Annotated in this window: 12 protein-coding genes; 8 read left to right on the forward strand and 4 right to left on the reverse strand. The window is 65.5% G+C overall.

The window, feature by feature from the left end; translation table 11 throughout:
* Positions 1 to 11: 11 nt before the first annotated feature.
* The gene (locus JV241A_RS25755; protein ID WP_134065134.1) at positions 12 to 1,070 is read right to left on the reverse strand and encodes an ABC transporter substrate-binding protein; all 1,059 of its coding nucleotides are present in this window, start codon (positions 1,068 to 1,070) and stop codon (positions 12 to 14) included.
* 310 nt (positions 1,071 to 1,380) lie between these two features.
* Here JV241A_RS25755 and JV241A_RS25760 point away from each other — a divergent pair, with 310 nt between their 5' ends.
* The 8 genes from JV241A_RS25760 (at position 1,381) to JV241A_RS25795 (ending at position 14,856) form a co-directional block, all read left to right on the forward strand.
* The gene (locus JV241A_RS25760; protein WP_134065136.1) at positions 1,381 to 2,598 is read left to right on the forward strand and encodes an acyl-CoA dehydrogenase family protein; all 1,218 of its coding nucleotides are present in this window, start codon (positions 1,381 to 1,383) and stop codon (positions 2,596 to 2,598) included.
* A 31-nt stretch (positions 2,599 to 2,629) separates the two neighbouring features.
* The gene (locus JV241A_RS25765; RefSeq protein WP_134065138.1) at positions 2,630 to 4,399 is read left to right on the forward strand and encodes an ABC transporter ATP-binding protein; all 1,770 of its coding nucleotides are present in this window, start codon (positions 2,630 to 2,632) and stop codon (positions 4,397 to 4,399) included.
* The gene (locus tag JV241A_RS25770) at positions 4,392 to 6,236 is read left to right on the forward strand and encodes an ABC transporter ATP-binding protein (protein ID WP_134065140.1); all 1,845 of its coding nucleotides are present in this window, start codon (positions 4,392 to 4,394) and stop codon (positions 6,234 to 6,236) included. The genes JV241A_RS25765 and JV241A_RS25770 overlap by 8 nt, the downstream gene beginning before the upstream one ends.
* Positions 6,237 to 6,473: 237 nt before the next feature.
* The gene (locus tag JV241A_RS25775; protein WP_115086865.1) at positions 6,474 to 7,628 is read left to right on the forward strand and encodes an LLM class flavin-dependent oxidoreductase; all 1,155 of its coding nucleotides are present in this window, start codon (positions 6,474 to 6,476) and stop codon (positions 7,626 to 7,628) included.
* A gap of 12 nt (positions 7,629 to 7,640) precedes the next feature.
* Complete coding sequence (locus JV241A_RS25780) at positions 7,641 to 8,681, forward strand: ABC transporter substrate-binding protein (RefSeq protein ID WP_134065142.1); 1,041 nt, start codon at positions 7,641 to 7,643, stop codon at positions 8,679 to 8,681.
* Between the two features lie 30 nt (positions 8,682 to 8,711).
* Positions 8,712 to 9,770, forward strand: coding sequence for an ABC transporter substrate-binding protein (locus tag JV241A_RS25785; protein WP_134065144.1), 1,059 nt, complete (start codon positions 8,712 to 8,714; stop codon positions 9,768 to 9,770).
* 345 nt (positions 9,771 to 10,115) lie between these two features.
* The gene (locus JV241A_RS25790; RefSeq protein WP_115086868.1) at positions 10,116 to 12,359 is read left to right on the forward strand and encodes a TonB-dependent receptor; all 2,244 of its coding nucleotides are present in this window, start codon (positions 10,116 to 10,118) and stop codon (positions 12,357 to 12,359) included.
* Between the two features lie 37 nt (positions 12,360 to 12,396).
* Positions 12,397 to 14,856: a TonB-dependent receptor gene (locus JV241A_RS25795; RefSeq protein WP_134065146.1), complete on the forward strand. Its 2,460-nt coding sequence runs from the start codon at positions 12,397 to 12,399 to the stop codon at positions 14,854 to 14,856.
* Positions 14,857 to 14,953: 97 nt separating this feature from the next.
* Here JV241A_RS25795 and nfuA read toward each other — a convergent pair whose 3' ends face one another.
* The 3 genes from nfuA to JV241A_RS25810 all read right to left on the reverse strand — a co-directional run bounded on the left by nfuA (position 14,954) and on the right by JV241A_RS25810 (position 19,043).
* Positions 14,954 to 15,538 (reverse strand): Fe-S biogenesis protein NfuA, encoded by a 585-nt coding sequence (gene nfuA, locus JV241A_RS25800; protein ID WP_115086870.1) that lies wholly within the window; start codon positions 15,536 to 15,538, stop codon positions 14,954 to 14,956.
* Positions 15,539 to 15,607: 69 nt separating this feature from the next.
* Positions 15,608 to 16,630, reverse strand: a complete 1,023-nt coding sequence (locus tag JV241A_RS25805) for an acyltransferase (protein WP_134065148.1) — start codon at positions 16,628 to 16,630, stop codon at positions 15,608 to 15,610.
* A 112-nt stretch (positions 16,631 to 16,742) separates the two neighbouring features.
* Positions 16,743 to 19,043, reverse strand: coding sequence for a fatty acid cis/trans isomerase (locus JV241A_RS25810; RefSeq protein ID WP_115086872.1), 2,301 nt, complete (start codon positions 19,041 to 19,043; stop codon positions 16,743 to 16,745).
* Between the last annotated feature and the right edge of the window lie 25 nt (positions 19,044 to 19,068).

Here is a 19,068-nt window from a genome sequence, read left to right on the forward strand (position 1 = left end):
GCATTGCTCCTTTAAGCGCGGGCGCGGCGTTCGGCCAGCAGTTGCTGGGCGGCTTGCAGTGGGCGCGGGTCGACCCAGTCGGCCAGGGCAAAATCGGCTTCGAGAAAGCCGTGCAGGTTGAGGAAGGTTTTCTGGATATCGAGAAACGCCAGGCGCTCGCTCGAGAGGTCCGGGGCCAGGGTGGTATGGAAGTCGCCGCGGTAGGCTTGATCGACGCCCTGGGCGCCGGCGCGGGTTTCGTCCTGAAGGATGCGCAGCAGGCCGTCGCGGTTGTCGCGGGCCCAGTCGGCGGCGCGCAGGGTCTGGGCGAGAAAGCGCACCACCAGGTCGAAGTGATCGTCGAGCAGGCTCTGGTGCACGGTGATCGGCCGTGGCGTGCCGTTGTTGATGCGCAAGCGCGGGTCTGCGATCTGGTCCAGGTCGATCCCCACCACCAGGCCCAGGCGCCGGGCCGCATCGGCGGCGGCAGCGCCCTTGACGTAGACCGCATCGACCTCGCCGCGCACCAGGTAATCCAGGCCCGACCACAGACGCTGCAACCCCTGCTGCGGGGTCGGCGCATCGTCCTGGGATTGCAGCGCCACTTCCACCAGCTGGACATCATCGAAGCTCAGCCCGGCCAGACTCAGGGCGCCTTTGTAGCCGTGCAGGCTCATGGCCCGGGCGATGCTGCCGGGGCGGTTGGCGCCCCAGGCCGGCAGGGCCAGACGCTTGCCTTTAAGGTCGGCGGCGCTGCGAATGCCTGAGTCGGGGCGAACCAGGATAGTCTGCCATTCCTCGATCCAGGTCAGGCCGATCAGCCGGCTCGGGGCGCCAGCAGCGCGCGCCGCCAGGGCCGGGACATTACCGCCCTCGCGAAACAGCCCGGGCAGTTGGTGATCGTAGTGGTGATGGCCCAGCTGCCGGGCTTCCTGCAGGGTTTCCACCGGCAGGCCGTCGGCGGCGAACTCTGCCGTGAGCCAGCCCAGGGTGTAGGCGATACCGGAAGCGGTCGGCACCGGGCAGCGGGTGAACCAGAGTTGCTCCAGCGCCGTTGCGGTGGGCAGCGGCAAGGTGGCGGCGATTGTCATGGGCATGCTCCATCAAGCGGATCGAATCGGCCGGCTGGCCTTTGCCTGAGGTATTGCAGCGCCCGTGCCAACTCGGCAAAGTCCTGAATTCATTGGGCTTTGCGCCTTTGCGTGAAGGTTGACTGCTGATCTGCCAGCAGTGCTGGCGCAGCCCTGCTGCTGCCAGAGCAACAATCGGCAGCCGATTGCTGCCCCAGCAACACCCGCCTTCGGCAAATTCGGCGTAAGCCTTGCTGCACGGGGCTTTGCGGCCACTGGCACAGAACCTGCTCAAGGCCCTGGGTACCCGTTCATTCAAGGAAGCCCTATCGTGAGTACCCTGCCCCGTCGCCTGCACAGCCCCGCCCAGGCCATCGCCGCGGCCCATGAGATTGCCGAGGAAATCGCCGCCCTCGCCGCCGACCCGTTGCTCAACCGCGAACTGCCCCGGCGCCAGGCGCAGTTGCTGTCCGACAGCGGCATCACCGCCATCGGCGTGCCCGCGGCGCTGGGTGGCCTTGGCGCGTCGGTGGCGACGATCGTTGAAACCGTGCGCATCGTCTCCCGCGCCGACGGCGGCGTCGGCCAGTTGCTGCAGATTCACAACGTCATGTTGCGCGGCGTGCTCAGCGGCTACCCGGACGAAGTGCGCGATGGCGTGGTCAGCGACGTGCTGGCCGGCAAGCGCCTGGGCAATGCCCTGGCCGAGGTCGGCGGCAAGAACAAGTTCGCCCTCAAGACCCGGGTCGAGCGCCGCGCCGATGGCAAGCTGATCCTCAACGGCAGCAAGTTCTACTCCACCGGCTCTTATCTCGCCGAGTGGATCTCGCTGACCGCCGCCAGCGATGACGGCGGCGCCGGCGTGCTGCTGCACCGCGACACGCCCGGCCTGACCCTGGTCGACGACTGGGACGCCTTCGGCCAGAACAACTCGGTCAGCGGCACGGTGATCTTCGACAACATTGAACTGGACGAGCGCTACGTGCTGCGCCGCCAGGGCCCGATGAAGCGCACCGGCCTGACCTTCCCGCAGATCCTCCACGCCGCCATCGACACCGGCATCGCCGCCGGTGCCCTGCAGGCCGGCATCGACTACCTCAACCAGCACGCCCGGCCGTGGGTCGAGAGCGAGGTGGAACGGGCCAGTGACGAGCCGCATATCATCCGCCAGATCGGCGAGTACGCGGTGGCCCTGCGCGCCGCCGAATCGTTGCTGCGCGACGCCGCGCGGACCTTCGACGCCCATGAGCAGGACCCGGACAACAAGGCCCTGCAAGATGAGCTGATCCTTTCGGTGGCCACCGCCCGCGCCCATTCCGATGGCGCTTCGCTGAAGATCTCCAGCGACATCTTCTCGCTGCTCGGTGCCAGCTCCTCCTTGAGCAAGTGGAACCTCGACCGCTTCTGGCGCAACGCCCGGGTGCACACCACCCACGACCCGATCCGCTGGCGCCTGCACCACGTCGGCAACTACTACCTCAACGGCATCGACCCGGACGAATACACCGCCATCCTCAATGCCAAGCAAAAGGCCGGCGCCAGCCGCTGAGCACACACTTTCCTTCTGCCGCGAGTCCTTCATGAGCCCTCGACACCCGCTGCTGCGCAGCCTGGCGATCTACCGCGAAATGCCCTGGCGTTTCGCCCTGGTCGCCGGGCTGTTCGTTTCCATCAACCTCGGGCTGGTCTGGCAGCAATGGCTGATCGGCCACGCCCTCAACGACGTCAGCGCCGGCACGGCGGTGCAGCGCCTGGCCGATGGCAGCCTCGACGGCCAGCGCGCCTGGGGCTGGTTCTGGCTGATCCTCGGCGTGGCCCTGGGCCGGGCGCTGTTGCAGTACGCCGCCGCCATCGGCTCGCTGATCCTTGGCCAGGCGTTGCTGACGCGCCTGCGCGAGCGCCTGCTCGAACAAGTGCTGCGCCTGCACCTGGGTTATCACTGGCAACACGGCATGGGCGAGATGGTCACCCGCACCACCCGCGATGCCGACAAGGTTCGCGATGCGCTGGTGAGCTTCTGGCGGCAACTGGTCGAAACGCCGCTGGTGATACTGGCCACCGTCGGCCTGCTGGCCTGGTACGACCCGTTGCTGGCACTCGGGCCGCTGCTGCTGACGGTGGTCGGGGTGTGGATTTTCGTGTTGCAGACCGAGCGCCTGGTCAACCTCGACCGCGCGGTCGGCGCCGCCTACGACCGGGTCAACCAGGACCTGGCCGAAGGCATTGGCGCGGTGCGGGTGATCAAGTCGTTCGGCCTGCAGGCCCAGCGCATCGACGGCTTCGAGCGCCAGGTTGTGCAGTTCAGCGCCCTGGCGCGCCAGGCCCTGGCCTATGCCAGCTCGCGGATTCCGCTGCCGCAGGCGGTGGTGGCGCTGGGGCATGTGTGGATACTCGTGATCGGTGCACGATTGGTCGCAGAAGGCCGGATCGGCATTGGCGAACTGGTGACCTCGCTGCTGATCGCCACCACCCTGGTGTTTCGCATCGAAGGCGTAGGCCGGGTGATGCAGACCTTCGCCGACGCCCGCGCCTCGGCCGGGCGTATCTGGCAGTTGCTGGATGCACCGGCGCTGATTGTCGGGGGGCGTCAGCGCCTCCCCGAAGGACCGTTGGGGCTGAAGCTGGAAAACGTCAGCGTTGCCGCCCCCGGCGGTGGCCAGGCGATCCTGCGCCACTGCTCTTTCCAGCTGGCGCCGGGTGAAACCGTCGCCCTGGTCGGCGCCACCGGCACCGGCAAGAGCCTGCTGGCAAGCCTGCTGCCGCGCCTGACCGACATTGCCGAAGGGCGTGTACTGCTGGGCAATCCGCAGTCAGGCTGGCAGGACATTCGCGAACTGGACCTGAGCGACCTGCGCCGGCGCGTGCACGTACTGCCCCAGGAGAGCTTCCTGTTCGCCGACAGCCTGGCCGCCAACCTGCGCCTGAGCGCACCCGGCGCCAGCGATGAACAACTGCTCCAGGCCCTGCACCAGGCCGCCGCCGAGGATATCCTCGAACGCCTGCCCGATGGCCTCGACAGCCCGCTCGGCGATCGCGGCGTGACCCTCTCCGGCGGCCAGCGCCAGCGCTTGTGCCTGGCCCGGGCATTGCTCGCAGCGCCCGCCATCCTCTGCCTGGACGACGCCACCAGCGCGCTCGACGCGCACAGCGAAGGCCGGGTGCTGGACAACCTGCGCCGGCAACCACAGGCCACCACCCTGCTGTTGATCGCCAGCAAGGTTTCCACCGTGCAACGCGCCGACCGCGTGCTGCTGCTCGACAACGGCGCCATCGCCGACAGCGGTACCCACGCGCAACTGTTGCAACGCAATCCGACCTACCGTGACCTGCTGGGGATCGACCATGGCTAAGCCACTGCCGGGCAACGCCCTGAGCGATATCGAAATCGAAGAACTGCTGGCCAAAAAAGCCCTCGACCGCAGCATGTTCCAGCGCCTGCTGCCGTTGCTGCGGCCGGTGCGCAAGCAGATCGCCTGGGTGATTGTCCTGGAGCTGGTGCTGGTGTTCACCGTGTTCCTGCGCCCCTGGTTCGTCCGTGAACTGCTCGACCGCGGCCTGATCCACGACGGCAACCGCTGGCTGCTCGACCAGCCGCTGGTGCTGTGGTTGGGGTTGGGTCTGGCGGCCAGTTGGCTGGGGCGCTTTTTGCTCGCCGGGGTGTCGCAGTACATTGCCGGCAGCGCCGCCATCGGCGTGCTCAACCAGTTGCGGGTGCGGGTGTTTGCCCATGTCCAGGCCTTGAGCGTCGGCTACTTCGATCGCACCCGCGCCGGGCGCATCATTTCCCGCGCCGACCGCGACGTCGATGCCCTGGAGCCGCTACTCATCCAGGGCCCGCCCGAGCTGCTCGGCGCCCTGCTGCGCTGTAGCCTGGCGGCCGTGATGCTGTGGCTGATCGAACCGCTGTTCTTCTTCAGCCTGATCGGTAGCGTGCCCTTGCTGCTGGCGGCGACCTGGGCCTTCAAACGCATCGCCCAGCGCAACTGGGCGAAGGTCGCCGAACAACGCAGCCGCTTTACCGCGCACCTGGTCGAGAGCGTCAGCGGCGTGCGCCTGTTGCAGCAGACCGGCCAGCAAGCGCCGAACCTGGCGCGCTACCAGCAGTTGCTGCACGCCTTCAACAACGCGCTGATCGTCGGCAGTGTGCGCTCGGGCTGGTTCGCACCCTTTACCGCCCTGCTTACCGCGGCCGGCATGGCGGTGCTGGTGCTGGTCGGCGGCTACAGCCTGGCCGCGGGCACCGTCACAGTCGGCCAGGTGGGCGAGAGCCTGTTCTACGTGATGCTGTTCCTGGGCCCCTTGCAAGAGCTGACCGACCTGTTCGAACGCTATGCCACCGGTTCCGCCTCGGCCCAGCGGATCTTCCTGTTGCTCGACACGGCGCCGCAGATCCTCGACCCGCTTGAGCCGGTTGACTTGCCCCGGGCCCGTGGCGAGGTGCATTTCCAGCAGGTGCGTTTTGCCTATCTGCCACAACCCACCCGCCCGGTGATCGACGGCCTCGACCTGCACATCGATGCCGGTGAAGTGCTGGCCATTGTCGGCCCGTCCGGGCATGGCAAAAGTACCCTGGTGCAATTGCTCACGCGCTTCTACGAAGTCGACCAGGGCCGCGTGACCCTGGATGGCGTCGATATCCGCCAGCTCAGCCAGCAGCAACTGCGCCGGCATGTAGGCGTGGTACTGCAGGACAACGTGTTGTTCAACGGCAGCATTCTCGACAACCTGCGCCTGGCCGCACCTGCTGCTGATGATCAAACCCTGATTGCTGCGGTGCGCGAGCTCGGTGCCGACGAGGTGCTGGAGCGCCTGCCGCATCGCTACGACACCCAGGTCGGGCCGCTGGGCAGCCACCTGAGCCAGGGCCAGCGCCAGCTGGTGTGCCTGGTGCGCGCCTACCTGGCCGACCCGGCGGTGCTGGTGCTCGACGAGGCCACCTCGGCGGTCGATGTGCACACCGAGCGGCGCATCCAGCGAGCGCTGCGGCGGCTGTGCGAGGGGCGCACGGCGATCATCATCGCCCACCGCCTGGCGACCATCCGCGATGCCGAGCGGATCGTGCTGATTCGCGAGGGCAAGCTGGTGGAACAAGGGCCGCATCAACAGTTGCTGGAAAGGGGTGGCGAATATGCAGCGTTGTACCGGCGCTATCAGCACAGTGCCGAGTTACAGGGGGAAGCTTGCTGACAAGCAGGAAGGCTTTGCCTTCCATCGCCGGCAAGACCGGCTCCCACAGTGGATCTGTGTACACCAAACCTGTGGGAGCTGGCTTGCCAGCGATGCTGTTGTGCTGCAACCGCCGCAGCCACTGCTGACCGATTGCTGCCCTGGCAACACCCCTGCCCTCAACCCCCGGTGATTCCGGGCCCGCGCGGCGTGGCATGGGCGTTGCACCACTGTCCTTACATTCACCGAGGAACAGCCATGAGCACCGAATTCTTCTGGCGTCTGCCCCTGGGCACCGACGGCCCGCAACTGAGCACCGACAAACACAACCGCGGCAGCTTCAGCCGCACGCCCGGGCATATCGCCCCCGGCCTGCTGCAGGACGGCAGCGCCGACGGTTTCACCTACATCGACTACATCGCCCAGGTGGCCAAGGCCGCGGAACTTGCAGGCTTCGAAGGCGCGCTGTTGCCCACCGGCCCCGAGCCGTGGATCGCCGCCGCGGCCCTGGCCCGGGAAACCCGCCGGCTGCGCTTTCTGATCGCCTTCCAGGCCACCTGGACCCTGCCCGCCTACGCCGCCCAGCAGGCAGCGATCCTCCAGCACCTGAGCCACGGGCGCCTGGACTGGAACATCATCACCGGCGGCAACCCGGCCAGCCAGCGTGCCCAGGGCGACTTTCTCGACCACGACCAGCGCTACCAGCGCACTGGCGAGTTCCTCGACATCATCCAAGGGCTGTGGAACAACGAACGCTTCTCCTACAACGGCAACATCTACCGCCTGGAGAACGGCGCCCTGCCGCCGCACCTGGGCAACGAACGCAAACCCGGCGTGTACTTCTCCGGTTTCTCCGACCCGGCGCTGGACGTGGCCGCCCGTCACGCCGATGTCTACCTGAACTGGGCAGAGCCTGTTGAGCAGCTCAAACCGCATATCGAACGGGTGCGCGAACTGGCCGACAAGCAAGGCCGCACGGTGCGTTTCGGCCTGCGTGTCGACCTGTTCGCCCGTGAAACCGAAGACGCCGCCTGGCGCGACCTGCGCCGCCAGTTCGACAAACTCGACGGCAAGCCCAGCACCCTCTCCAAGGCCTTCACCAGCACCAGCGACTCGGTCGGCGGCGCACGGCAAACGGCCTATCACCAGAACATCCAGCGCTTCGACGACCTGATCATCGGTCCCAACCTCTGGGCCGGATTTGCCAAGGCCAAGCCGGGGCCGACCGTGGGCCTGGTGGGCAGCCACGAGAACATCGCCGAACGCCTGGCCGAATACCGCGACGCCGGCTTCTCGACCTTCATCCTGGCCGGCAACCCGCACCTGGAAGAGGCCCTGCGCATCGGCCAGGAGGTGCTGCCGCTGGTGCGCCAGGCGCCGGTCGCCAGCCTGCCCCTGACCGCCAGCGCCTGACCGGAGCCTTTCATGAACACACCCCTCGATACCCTCTGGTACACCCGCTGCCCGGTGCCCACGGGCCTGGGCATCGCCGTGCAGCAAGGCTGGCTGCAGGACAGCCTGCGCACTCTCGGCACCCAGGTGCAATCGATCCGCGAAGCCGACGATGCGGCGGTGCGCGAGTCGCACTTCGATCACAGCCTGCGCCATTCGGTGCGCCATGGCGGCAGCATTCCGGCGATCTGGGCCCGCGCCCAGGGCCGCGCCACGCGCCTGATCGGGCTGTCCTGGGCCGATGAGGCGCAGTTGATCCTGACCCGTGCCGACAGCGGCATTCACAGCATCAAGCAACTGGCCGGCAAGCGTTTCGGCTTGCCCGACCGCGCCCGCGCGCAGATCGACTTCACCCGCGCCCAGGCCCTGCGCGGGCTGGAGAACGCGCTGAAACTCGATGGTTTGCAGGTCGGTGACCTGCAACTGGTCAACTACCGCTACGACAGCGGCTTCAGCGACAGCCCGGTGCGCAACGTCGCCGGCAGCACAGTGGCCAGCAGTGAAGAGGCGCGCAACCTGGAGCTGATCGGCCTGCTGCGCGGCGAAGTCGACGCGATCTTCCTCAAGGGCGCCAGCGCCGTACAGCAGGCCCATGATTTCGGCCTGCGCACGCTGCTGGATGTTGGCGCCCACCCCGACCCGCTGATCCGCAGCAACAACGGTACGCCGCGCACCCTCAGCGTCGATCAGGAACTGCTCGACCAGCACCTGCCGGTCGCCACCCAGGTGCTCGACAGCGTGCTGCGCGCCGAAGCCTGGGCCCACCAGCACCCCGAACAGACCCGCCGCTACCTGGCCCTGGAAACCAACAGCAGCGAGTACTGGGTCAGCCGCGCCTACGGTGAAGACGCCCACAAGCGCCTGCACACCGCCCTCGACGAACACGCCATCGCCGCCCTGCAGGACTTCGTTGCCTTCCTGCAGCGCTGGCGCTTTATCCGCACGGCGTTCGATGTACGCCAATGGATCGACCGCCGCCCCATGGACGGGCTGCATACCGCACTGGCCGGCTAACCGGCCACCAGACAAGGACTAGAACCGACGATGAGCACACCCCTCGACACCCTCTGGTACACCCACAGCCCGGTGCCTACCGGCCTTGGCATCGCCGTGCAAAGCGGGCGCCTGGCCGAAGCCTTCCAGCCCCTGGGCACCTCGATCCAGTCGCTGCGCGAATCCAGCGAACGCGAAGTGCGCGAAGCCCATTACGACCATCACCTGCGCAACTCGGTGCGCCACGGCGGCAACATTCCGGCGATCTGGGCCTACGCCAGCGGCGTGCAGACCCGCGTGCTGGGCCTGAGCTGGGCCGATGAGGTGCAGTTGATCCTGACCACAGAAGACAGTGGCGTGCGCACTGTGCGCGACCTGAAGAACCGCCGCTTCGGCCTACCGAAATGGGCCAACGTGCAGATCGACTTCACCCGCGCCCAGGCCCTGCGCGGGCTGGAGAACGCGCTGAAGCTCGAAGGCCTGAACGTCGCCGATGTCGAGCTGGTCGACTACCCCTATGGCGGCACCCACAGTGATGAGCAGGTCACCCATGTGCATGGCGCCGCGGTGACCCTCGGCGTCAACCGGGTCAGCCGCCGTAACAACGAGCTGATCGGCCTGCTGCGCGGCGATATCGACGCGATCTTTTTGAAAGGCGCCGCCGCCCTGCAACTGGCCCACGAGTTCGGCTTGCGGGTGGTGATCGACACCGGTTCCCACCCTGACCCGCTGATTCGCTCGAACAACGGCACGCCGCGCACCCTGACCGTGGATATCAACCTGCTGGAGCAGCACTTCGGTGCCTGCAAGCGCATCGTTGATGTGCTGCTGCGCACCGAGCAGTGGGCCTGGGCCAATGCCGATGAAACCCGGCGCTACCTGGCCCGTGAGTTGAATACCAGCGAGTACTGGGTGGCGGCGGCCTATGGCGAGGATGCCCATCGGCGCTTGCGCACCACGCTCGATGGGCGCTCGATCGAGGCGTTGCAGGACTTCACTGACTTCCTGCATCGCTGGGACTTTATTCCGCGACGTTTCGATGTGCGTGAGTGGATTGATTTCAGGGTGCTGGAGGCGGTGATCGGCTCCACTTCGCGGGTGGCGACCTGAGGTTTTTTGGGGCTGCTTTGCAGCCCATCGCTGGCAAGCCAGCTCCCACAGAGGTCCTGCAATCACCCACTTCTGTGGGAGCCGGACTTGCCGGCGATCGAGCGCGAAGCGGTCGTAATTAGGCCGACACCTGATGTACTGGCTGTACCGGACTCATCGCTGGCAAGCCAGCTTCCACAGGGTTGGCGATTGCTGCTGGAGCAACAGGCATTCCACAGCGCCCTGCTGGATAGCTAGCAATCACCCACCAAAAAACCGATAAAACCCTTTAAATACAGTGCCTTACAAACATGGCACAAACCCTGCTCTATCCCCTTCAACTGCACATCCGGGGAGACCAGCAGCATGCACACACTTAACCCAATCGCCAAAGGCATCGGCCTGAGCATCCTCCTGGCCAGCCAGTCGGAACTGCTCAGGGCCGAGGACGGCACCAGCAGCACACCGGCTCTGAAGACCGTCACGGTCACCGCCCAGCACCGCGAAGAAACCCTGCAGGAAGTACCTGTTGCGGTCACTGCCGTGCAAGGCACTAGCATCACCGCCGACGGCGTTCGCGCCATGGGCGATATCACCACCTTCATCCCCAACGCCTCGGCGAAGAACCCCGACGGCGACGGCCGCCCGCGCTGGTACATTCGCGGCCTGGGCACCGGTGACACCGGCGCCGCCACCGTCTACCCGGTGGGCATCTACGCCGACGACGTCTACCTCAATGCACCGGTGGCAGGCGGCGGCCCGCTGTTCGACCTGGAGCGCATCGAGATCCTGCGCGGCCCGCAAGGCACCCTGTACGGCAAGAACACCACCGCCGGCGCGGTGAACATCATCTCCAAGAAGCCGGGCTTCGAGACCGACGGCTTCGGCACAATCGGTTTTGGCAGCAAGAACGAGCGCATCCTCAGTGGCGCCATCGGCGGCGCCCTGGTCGATGAACGCCTGGCGGCGCGGGTGTCGCTGTACTCAGAAGAGCGCGATGGCTTCACCCATAACCTGACCAACGACCAGACCTACGGCGACGTCAACAAGAAAGCCGTACGCGTGCAGTTCCTGGCCAGGCTCAACCCCGACCTGGAAGCGCTGTGGAAGATCCACGGCCGCCAGTTCAAGGGTGATGGCAGCAGCGGCTCGCTGCCCCTGGGCCGTTACTACAACGTCGGTTACCAGCGCCCGGAAGGCCGGCGCATCGAGCTGAACGTCGATGAAGATGCCAAGCTCGACCACAACGGCACCTCGCTGACCCTGAACTGGGACATCGGCGACTACACGCTGACCTCGATCAGCGCCTACGACTACATCCGCAACCAGCAGCTCAGCGACGCCGACTACACCCCCTATGAAGTCAACGGCGCCGCCGACAGCGACAACCGCTACGACCAGTATTCCCAGGAATTTCGCCTGGCCTCGCCGCAGCAGGAAACCCTGCGCTGGATGCTCGGCGCCCACTACTTCCACGAAACCCTCGACAGCAGCGCCCTGCGCACCGTCACCCCGGGGCCGACTCCGAATGGCACTGGTTCCAACCAGACTGGCGGCGTGGTGGACTTTCGCGACCTGAGCTACACCCACAAAACCGACAGCTACGCGCTGTTCGGCAACCTGGCTTACGACGTCACCGACAACCTGACGGTGACCGGCGGCCTGCGCTGGACCACCGAGAAAAAGGACATCGACCTGGACCTGGTGCAACTGACCCGCGCCACCGCCAACGGCCCGCTGATCCCGCTGACCGCCAATGGCAGCAACGGCTCCCAGGAAGAAGCCAAGCGCTGGGATGCCTGGACCTACGACCTGACCCCCGAGTACCGTATCAACGACAACCTGCGGGTGTTCTTCCGCTACGCCCATGGCTTTCGTTCCGGTGGGTTCAACACCGGGCTGTCGACCAGCCTCGCGCAGTTGACCACGGTCGATCCGGAAGAGCTGGACGCCTACGAGCTGGGGCTTAAATCCGAATGGCTCGACCATCGCCTGACGGTCAACGCCAACCTGTTCTACTACGACTACCAGGACATCCAGGTCAACCTGCTGACGGTCAACAACGGCATCCTCACCACGGCGCTGACCAACGGTGCCAAGGGCAAGGTCAAGGGCGCCGAGCTCGAAATCGAGGGCCAGCCAACCGACGCCCTGCACCTGCGCGCGGCGCTGTCGTTCCTCGACACCGAATACACCGACTTCAAGAACACCAACCCCACCACCGGCGCGGTAACCGCCGACTACAGCGGCAACAGCTTCGTCCGTTCACCACGCTACGTGGTGTCGCTGGGGGGCGACTACACCATCCCCCTGGAAGTCGGCGGCAAGCTGGTGGCCGGTGCCGATGTCAGCTTCCGGGACCGCGAGTACTTTCTCGCCGATCGCCAGAGCAGTGCCGACCAGCCCCTCAACCAGCCGCACTACACCCTGGCCAACACCCGCCTGACCTGGTTCAGCCCGGATGAAAAACTCAGCGTCACCGGCTTCGTCAACAACCTCACCGACCGCCGCTACCAGGTCCACGGCCGCCCCAACGGCACCGCCGGCCAGTACGTGATCACCTATGGCGACCCGCGCACCGTGGGCCTGAGTGTCACCAGCCGGTTCTGATCGCTGCACCTCTTTCGCCTTACAGGAGTCCGTTGCCATGTTCCGACCTACCTCCAAGGCCAGCGCCATCGCGCTGGTCATCGGCGGCTTCGGCGCGCCCGACGTTTACGCCCAGGCGCCGGGCGCCAGCGACAGCAAGCTCGACACCGTGGTGGTGGTCGGCACCCGCCGCAGTGATGTCACCGCCCTGGAAAGCGCCGCCCCCGTGGATGTGCTCAGTGCTGAACAATTGCAGGAAACCGGCGCCCAGGACCTGTCCGGTGCCCTCACCGCGCTGTCGCCGTCGTTCAGTTTCCCGCAGTCGCCGCAAGGTGCCTTTGCCGGCTCCATCGCCCAGGGCGCTTCGTTGCGCGGCCTGGCTTCCGACCAGGTGCTGGTACTGGTCAACGGCAAGCGCCGGCACAGCAGTGCCAACGTCACCCGCCAGGGCCTGGCCAACGGCCGCGGTGCGGCGGCGGTGGATTTGAGCCTGATCCCGCTGAGCGCCATCTCGCGGGTGGAGATCCTGCGTGATGGCGCTGCTGCCCAGTACGGCTCGGATGCCATCGCCGGGGTAATCAACATCGTGCTCAAGGAGAACGATGCCGGTGGCAACATCGGCTATCGCTTTGGCGGCTACGCCAAGGGCGACGGCCTGCAGCGCAAGCTCAGCGGCTGGAAAGGCCTGGCCCTGCCCAACGATGGTTTTCTCAACCTGAGTTTCGACGCCGGCAGCCAGGACCCGGCCAGCGACACCCGCCCGGACAACCGCATTTTCTACCCCGGCTCCCCCAGCATCAACAGCGAGCGCGAACAGAACAACCGCTACCGCACCTGGAACTGGGGCTCGGGCAATGTCTCCGACCAGTACAACCTCGTGGCCAACAGCGAGCTCGGCATCGGCGACGGCCTGACCGCCTACGGCTTTGCCACCTACGCGCACAAGAACACCGACGCCGAAGGCTTCTTCGACCCGCCGACAACCCTGCGCAACAACTACGGCAGCGTGGCCCTGCAGCGCTACCCGGACGGTCGTTTGCCGATCACCCGCTACAACCTTGAAGACTATGCCGTGACCGGTGGCGTGCGTTACGAAGACGAGCAACTGGGCAAGTTCGACCTGGCCGCCAACTACGGCAACGACACGCTGAAGTCCACCGACCGCAATGCCATCAACCCCAGCTGGGGCAACGCCAGCCCGCAGAAGATCTACACCGGCGAGCGCGAGAACGAACAGACCAACCTGACCCTGGACTGGGTGCGCGACTTCCCCACCGACCTGCTGGCCAAGCCGTTGACACTGTCGGCGGGCCTGGCCTGGCGCAAGGAGCACTACAGCCTGAGTGCCGGTGAAGCGGCTGGCTGGCAGAACGGGCCGCTGTTCAATACCCTCGATCCACTGAGTGGCCGGCGCATTCCCGGTTACTACTCAGGCATCACCCAGGTCGATGCCGCGTCGCTTGAGCGCAAGGTGTTCGGTGCCTATGTCGATGTCGAAGGGCAGATCACCGACAAGTTCCAGGCCGGGGTTGCGGTGCGTTCCGAGCATTATTCGGACTTTGGCGACACCACCAACGGCAAGCTGTCGCTGCGCTACGACTTCACCCCGCAAATCGCCGCACGCGGCAGCATCAGTTCCGGCTACCGCGCGCCGTCGCTGGTGCAGAGCGGTCTGTCGTCGTTCAGCGTGCAGGTGGTCGAACAGCCTTCAGGCAGTGGCAACTGGGTCGAAGTGCAGCAGCGCACCCTGCGCGCCGACAGCCCGGAGGCGGCCTTGCTCGGTGGCCGCACGTTGAAGCCCGAGGAGTCTACCAACCTGTCCCTGGGCCTGGTCTGGCGCCCGCTGAACAACGCTTCGGTGACCCTGGATGCCTACCGCATCGACATCGACAACCGCATCACCCTCTCCGACCAGTTGCCGAGCAACGTGGTCGGGCCGATCTTTGCCGGCACGCCCTACGCCAACATCCAGAGTGCGGCGTTCTACACCAACATCGCCGACACCCGCACCGATGGCGTCGAGCTGGCCGGGCAATACCAATGGGACCTGCAGCGGTTCGGCCGGCTCAACCTCAACGCGGGCTTTGCCAAGACCCGCACACGGATCACCGAGCTGCGCGATGTCGGCGGTATCAGCGGCGAGCAAATCGTCGGCCGCGCCACCCAGGGCCTGATCGAACACGGCACACCGGAAGACAAGCTGACCTTGAGCGCCAACTGGCTGTATGAGAACTGGGGCGTGACCCTGACCCAGCGCCGTTATGGCGAGTGGCAGAGCCTGAACAGCAGCAACCCGAACCTGGACCAGACCTTCAGCCCGCAGTGGATCACCGACCTGGACCTGAGCTATAGCTTCGACCAGGGGCTGAAACTGTCGGTGGGCGCGATCAACCTGTTCGACAGCCATCCGGACAAGCTCGAAGGGCCGCAGTTGTACGGGGTGCCGAAGTATTCGATTACGTCGCCGGAGGGGGCGCAGGGGGCGTTTTACTATGCGAGTGTCAGTTATGACTTTTGAGGCTTGAAGACCGCCATCGCTGGCAAGCCAGCTCCCACAGGTACAGCATGCACCGAACCTTGTGGGAGCTGGCTTGCCAGCGATGGGGCCTATGGAGCTAGTAGTAGGCGTTCTCTTTCTGACTGTGGTCAGTCACATCACGCACACCCTTGAGCTGCGGAATACGCTCGAGCAAGGTCCGCTCGATGCCTTCCTTCAAGGTCACGTCGGCCTGGCCGCAACCCTGGCAGCCGCCACCGAACTGCAGCACGGCGATGCCGTCCTCGACCACTTCGATCAGGCTGACCTGGCCGCCGTGGCTGGCCAGCCCCGGGTTGATCTCGGTTTGCAGGTAGTAGTTGATACGCTCGTTGATCGGGCTGTCTTCGTTGACCATCGGCACCTTGGCGTTCGGCGCCTTGATGGTCAGCTGGCCGCCCATGCGGTCGGTGGCGTAGTCAACCACGGCGTCCTCGAGAAACGGCACGCTGACCGCGTCGAGGTAAGCGGTGAAGGTCTTGAGACCGACCGCTTCGTCTTCCGGCTTCTCTTCGCCCGGCTTGCAGTAGGCAATGCAAGTCTCAGCGTAGGTGGTGCCCGGTTGGGTAATGAAAATGCGAATGCCAATACCCGGGGTGTTCTGCTTTTCCAGCAGATCGGCCAGGTAATCATGCGCGGCGTCGGTAATAGTTATGGCGCTCATGGAAGTTCCTCACAGACTTGTCGGCAGTTTACGCCAACCTGGCCGCCGAACAAAGTCCTAGTAATTCTGTCAGGAAAGGGTTACCGCCACCGGCGTGCCGCGCCGCGCCTCGAACCAGGCGCTCATGTGCCGGTACAAGCGTTTTTCCAGCAGCAGGTAACTGGCCCACGACAGCCCGGCGATCAACGGCACGCACAGGGCGAACACCGCATAGGGGCTGAGGTTCAGGCGCTCGCTGGCAAACCAGCCGGCATACAGCACCAGCACGTGGATCAGGTACACCGAATACGAGCAATCACCCAGCGCCTTGAGCAAGCGGTTGCCCTTGAAGTACGGCTCCAGGGCAATGCAGGCGAACACGATCAGCGCACTGGGCAAGCCCCAGTGCAGCAGGCGCATCGAGGCATCCAGGTGATAGATCGCCAGCCCCGCCGCCACCAGGATCGCCAGCGGCAGCCACAGGCCCTGGGCAATCCAGCCTCGGCAGTAGAGCACACCGATGCCGATGCCAAGCAGAAACTCGTAGACGATGTTGTTGCGATAAAAGTGGTTGAGCAGCCCGGCCCGGGTCAGCACCTCGCTGACCAGCAGCAAGGCCGCCGCCAGCAAAAGCAGGCGGTGTTGCTGGCGCACCACGAACACCAGAGAGAACAGCAGGTAGAAGAACATCTCGTAGTTCAACGTCCAGCCGACATTCAAGGTCGGGTATTGGCCATAACCACCCGGGTTCTCCGCCGGAATGAACAGCAGCGACAAGACAAAATGCTCAAGCTCGATGGCCTGGTGCGGCATCCACTGGCTGGCAGAAACCAGCAGCAGGGCCATCAGCGCGGTATAGAACCAGTAGGCCGGAGCGATGCGCAGCGCCCGGTTGAGCAGAAAGCGCCGGGCCGGCATGGCCTTGTCGCGGGTCGACAGGTAAATCACCAAGCCACTGATCACGAAGAACACATCCACGCCCACTGCACCGCGGTCAGTCAGAAACTGGCCAATCGGGCCGCTGGCATGGAAGTCGAAAAAAATCTGCATGAAGTGATGGCAGACCACCACCCAGGCGGCAAGCGCCCTTAAAGCCTGAAGCGAATACAGCATCCGGTTACCTGCGTCTCAAGTCCCACTCAAGCCCCGGCCGGAACCGGGGCCGCATGAGTGCTCGGACCACAAGTTGCCGGGAAAGGTCAGGCGACCTTCCCGGCGGTCATCTTCACAGGTTCTCGTAGCGGTTCATGTCGAGCACGCCCGACTCCACCGCATCGGTCTCCTTGATGTAGCTATTGAGGTCATGGAAGTACTGCCAGAACTGCGGATGGCTGCGGCGCACGCCCCAGCGCATGACGATGCGCTCGAACCTGGCGGTGTCGTCGCGGGCGGCTTCCAGGTCCTCGACGAACTCCGGCACATCACTGGCCGGGACGTTGAAGATGAAGTTCGGGTAGCTGCTGAGCACGCCCGGCACCAGGGTCAGGGTGTCCAGGCCCGGCTGGTAACGGTAGGCCTCGCCGAGCATGAAGGCGACGTTGCTGTGGGCGCGGTTGCGCAGCAGGCTGTAGACCTGACGCTGGCCACCCGGCCCTTCGATGCGCAGCATGGTCGCTTCCGGCAACTGGTTGATCACCTTAAGGCCGGCCGCCGGGCGTGATACCAGGCGGCTCAGGGCCTGTTCGACATCGCGGAACGTTTCGCTCATCTGCGGGCGCGAGCAGTAGGCGCCCTGGCAACGGTTGATCGGGTCGGGCGCGGCATTGAGGCTGCCGGTGCGCTGGATCAGCTTGAGGCCGAAGTCGCGTTTGGGGTCGCGTTTATCCAGCTTCAGCGCGCTCGGGGTGTCGGTGTCAATGTCCTCATAGTCCATCCACATCTTCACCTTGCCGCTGTTCTGGTACCAGTCGCCGAGGATCGCACCACGGGCATCGGCCGGCATCAGGCGCAGGAAGTTGACCTCGGCGCCATTGCGGATCAGGTCGAAGTACAGCCGCGTCTGCGCCTGGTGCGAGACGTTGCCATAGACGTCGAAGTTGACCGCCAGCTGGTAATAGGTGCGCTCGAACAGCGGGTAGTCGAACAGCCAGATGGTCTTCGGCACGTCACCGATCAGGCCCTTGCTCACCGAGGCGCTGTCGAAGTGGCGGAAGATGGTCAGCAGCGCGTTGTCATTGCCGGCCCACAGGGTCGACCAGCTCGGCGGCGGGGCTTCGGCATAGGCATCGCGGCGCAGCTTTTCGTACTCGTTGCGCTTGTCGCGGTAGGCATGCCAGAGGGTCAGGATGCTGCCGACGTCGTCGATCTGCCCGGGCATGGCCAGCAGCGGTGTGGCCTGGCCGCGATACTCGGCATCGGTCAGGTAGCGGTCGTGGGCCGGCTCCTGGAACAGCGTCCAGAAGTTGTCGCGGATCACGTCGGTGGCGATCTGGCCACGGCACACCGGGCCACGGATGAAGGTGCGTACGAAGTACTCGGCGTTATCGAGCATGAACTGGTAACGAGCCACCGCCGGAATCGCTTCGAAGGTCTCGAACGGGTTGGCACGGTGGCGCGGGCCGTAGCCGGGCAGCGCATTGGCGTGCCAGTCGCCGCTGTAGAACAGCTGCTTGACGCGCTTGAGCTTGTGCGGGCCCATCGGGTAGGTGATGTGGGTTTTATGCACGATCACGCCCTGCACCGGCATCAGCCGGTAATAGAAGTCGGTGCCCGGCGGGTCGTTGGGCCGGCGCGTGGCAATCAGGTCGATCGGCTGGCCGCTTGGCGTGCGCGAACGCACCCACTGGAAGAAGTGCCCCTGCTCGCCGCCGACAAAATGAATGTGGGCGAGGAACAGGTGCTCGTACAGCCAGCGGCCGACCAGCGCTTCGGTCGAACCCGGGCGGTTGAGCAGCGCTTCCCAGTCGGCGATCTGCGCGGCCTCGTTGGCGCTCGGCTGAATCGGGTTGTGCTCCACCGGCGCACCGGCCGCCAGCCAGCGTTGCAGGGTCTGGTACTGGGCATCGGTGAGGCCGGTGACCGCCAGCGGCATGCCCTCTTTCGGGTGCGCGCCGGCATAGGCGTCGAACTCGCCTGGCAGCGGGCACATGTTGTTGCGGTTCAGGCCCAGGACGATCTCTTCGGGCAGCTTGGCGTTGGGCGTCAGCGGGGTCTTGTGCCCCAGCTCGAGCATCCGCGCCATCAGCGCAGCCTGGCTGCCCTGGTTGTCGAGTACCGAGTAAAAGCCCTTGCGCTGCCAGGCTTGCATGCTGTTGGCATCGTAGAACAGCCGCGTCGGCGCCACCGCCGTACTGCGGTCGCCCTGGTACACCGGCACTTTCGAAGCGCCCCGCGAGGCACCCTCGGCACTGCCCAGGTTCAGCTGGCAGGCCGCGTCGTTGCAGGCGTGGCAGGCCACGCATTTCTCGGTGAAGATCGGTTGGATGTCCCGGGTATACGAAATAGCCGAGCTTGATTGAGGGGCTTGCCCCAACGCCACGCCGCTGATGAACAGAGCGAAAGCGCCGGCAAGTAAGCGATGCACCATGTGCCGAATGTCCTGGGTATTGATA

The organism is Pseudomonas sp. JV241A (genome assembly GCF_900275665.1).
Lineage (GTDB): Bacteria > Pseudomonadota > Gammaproteobacteria > Pseudomonadales > Pseudomonadaceae > Aquipseudomonas > Aquipseudomonas wadenswilerensis.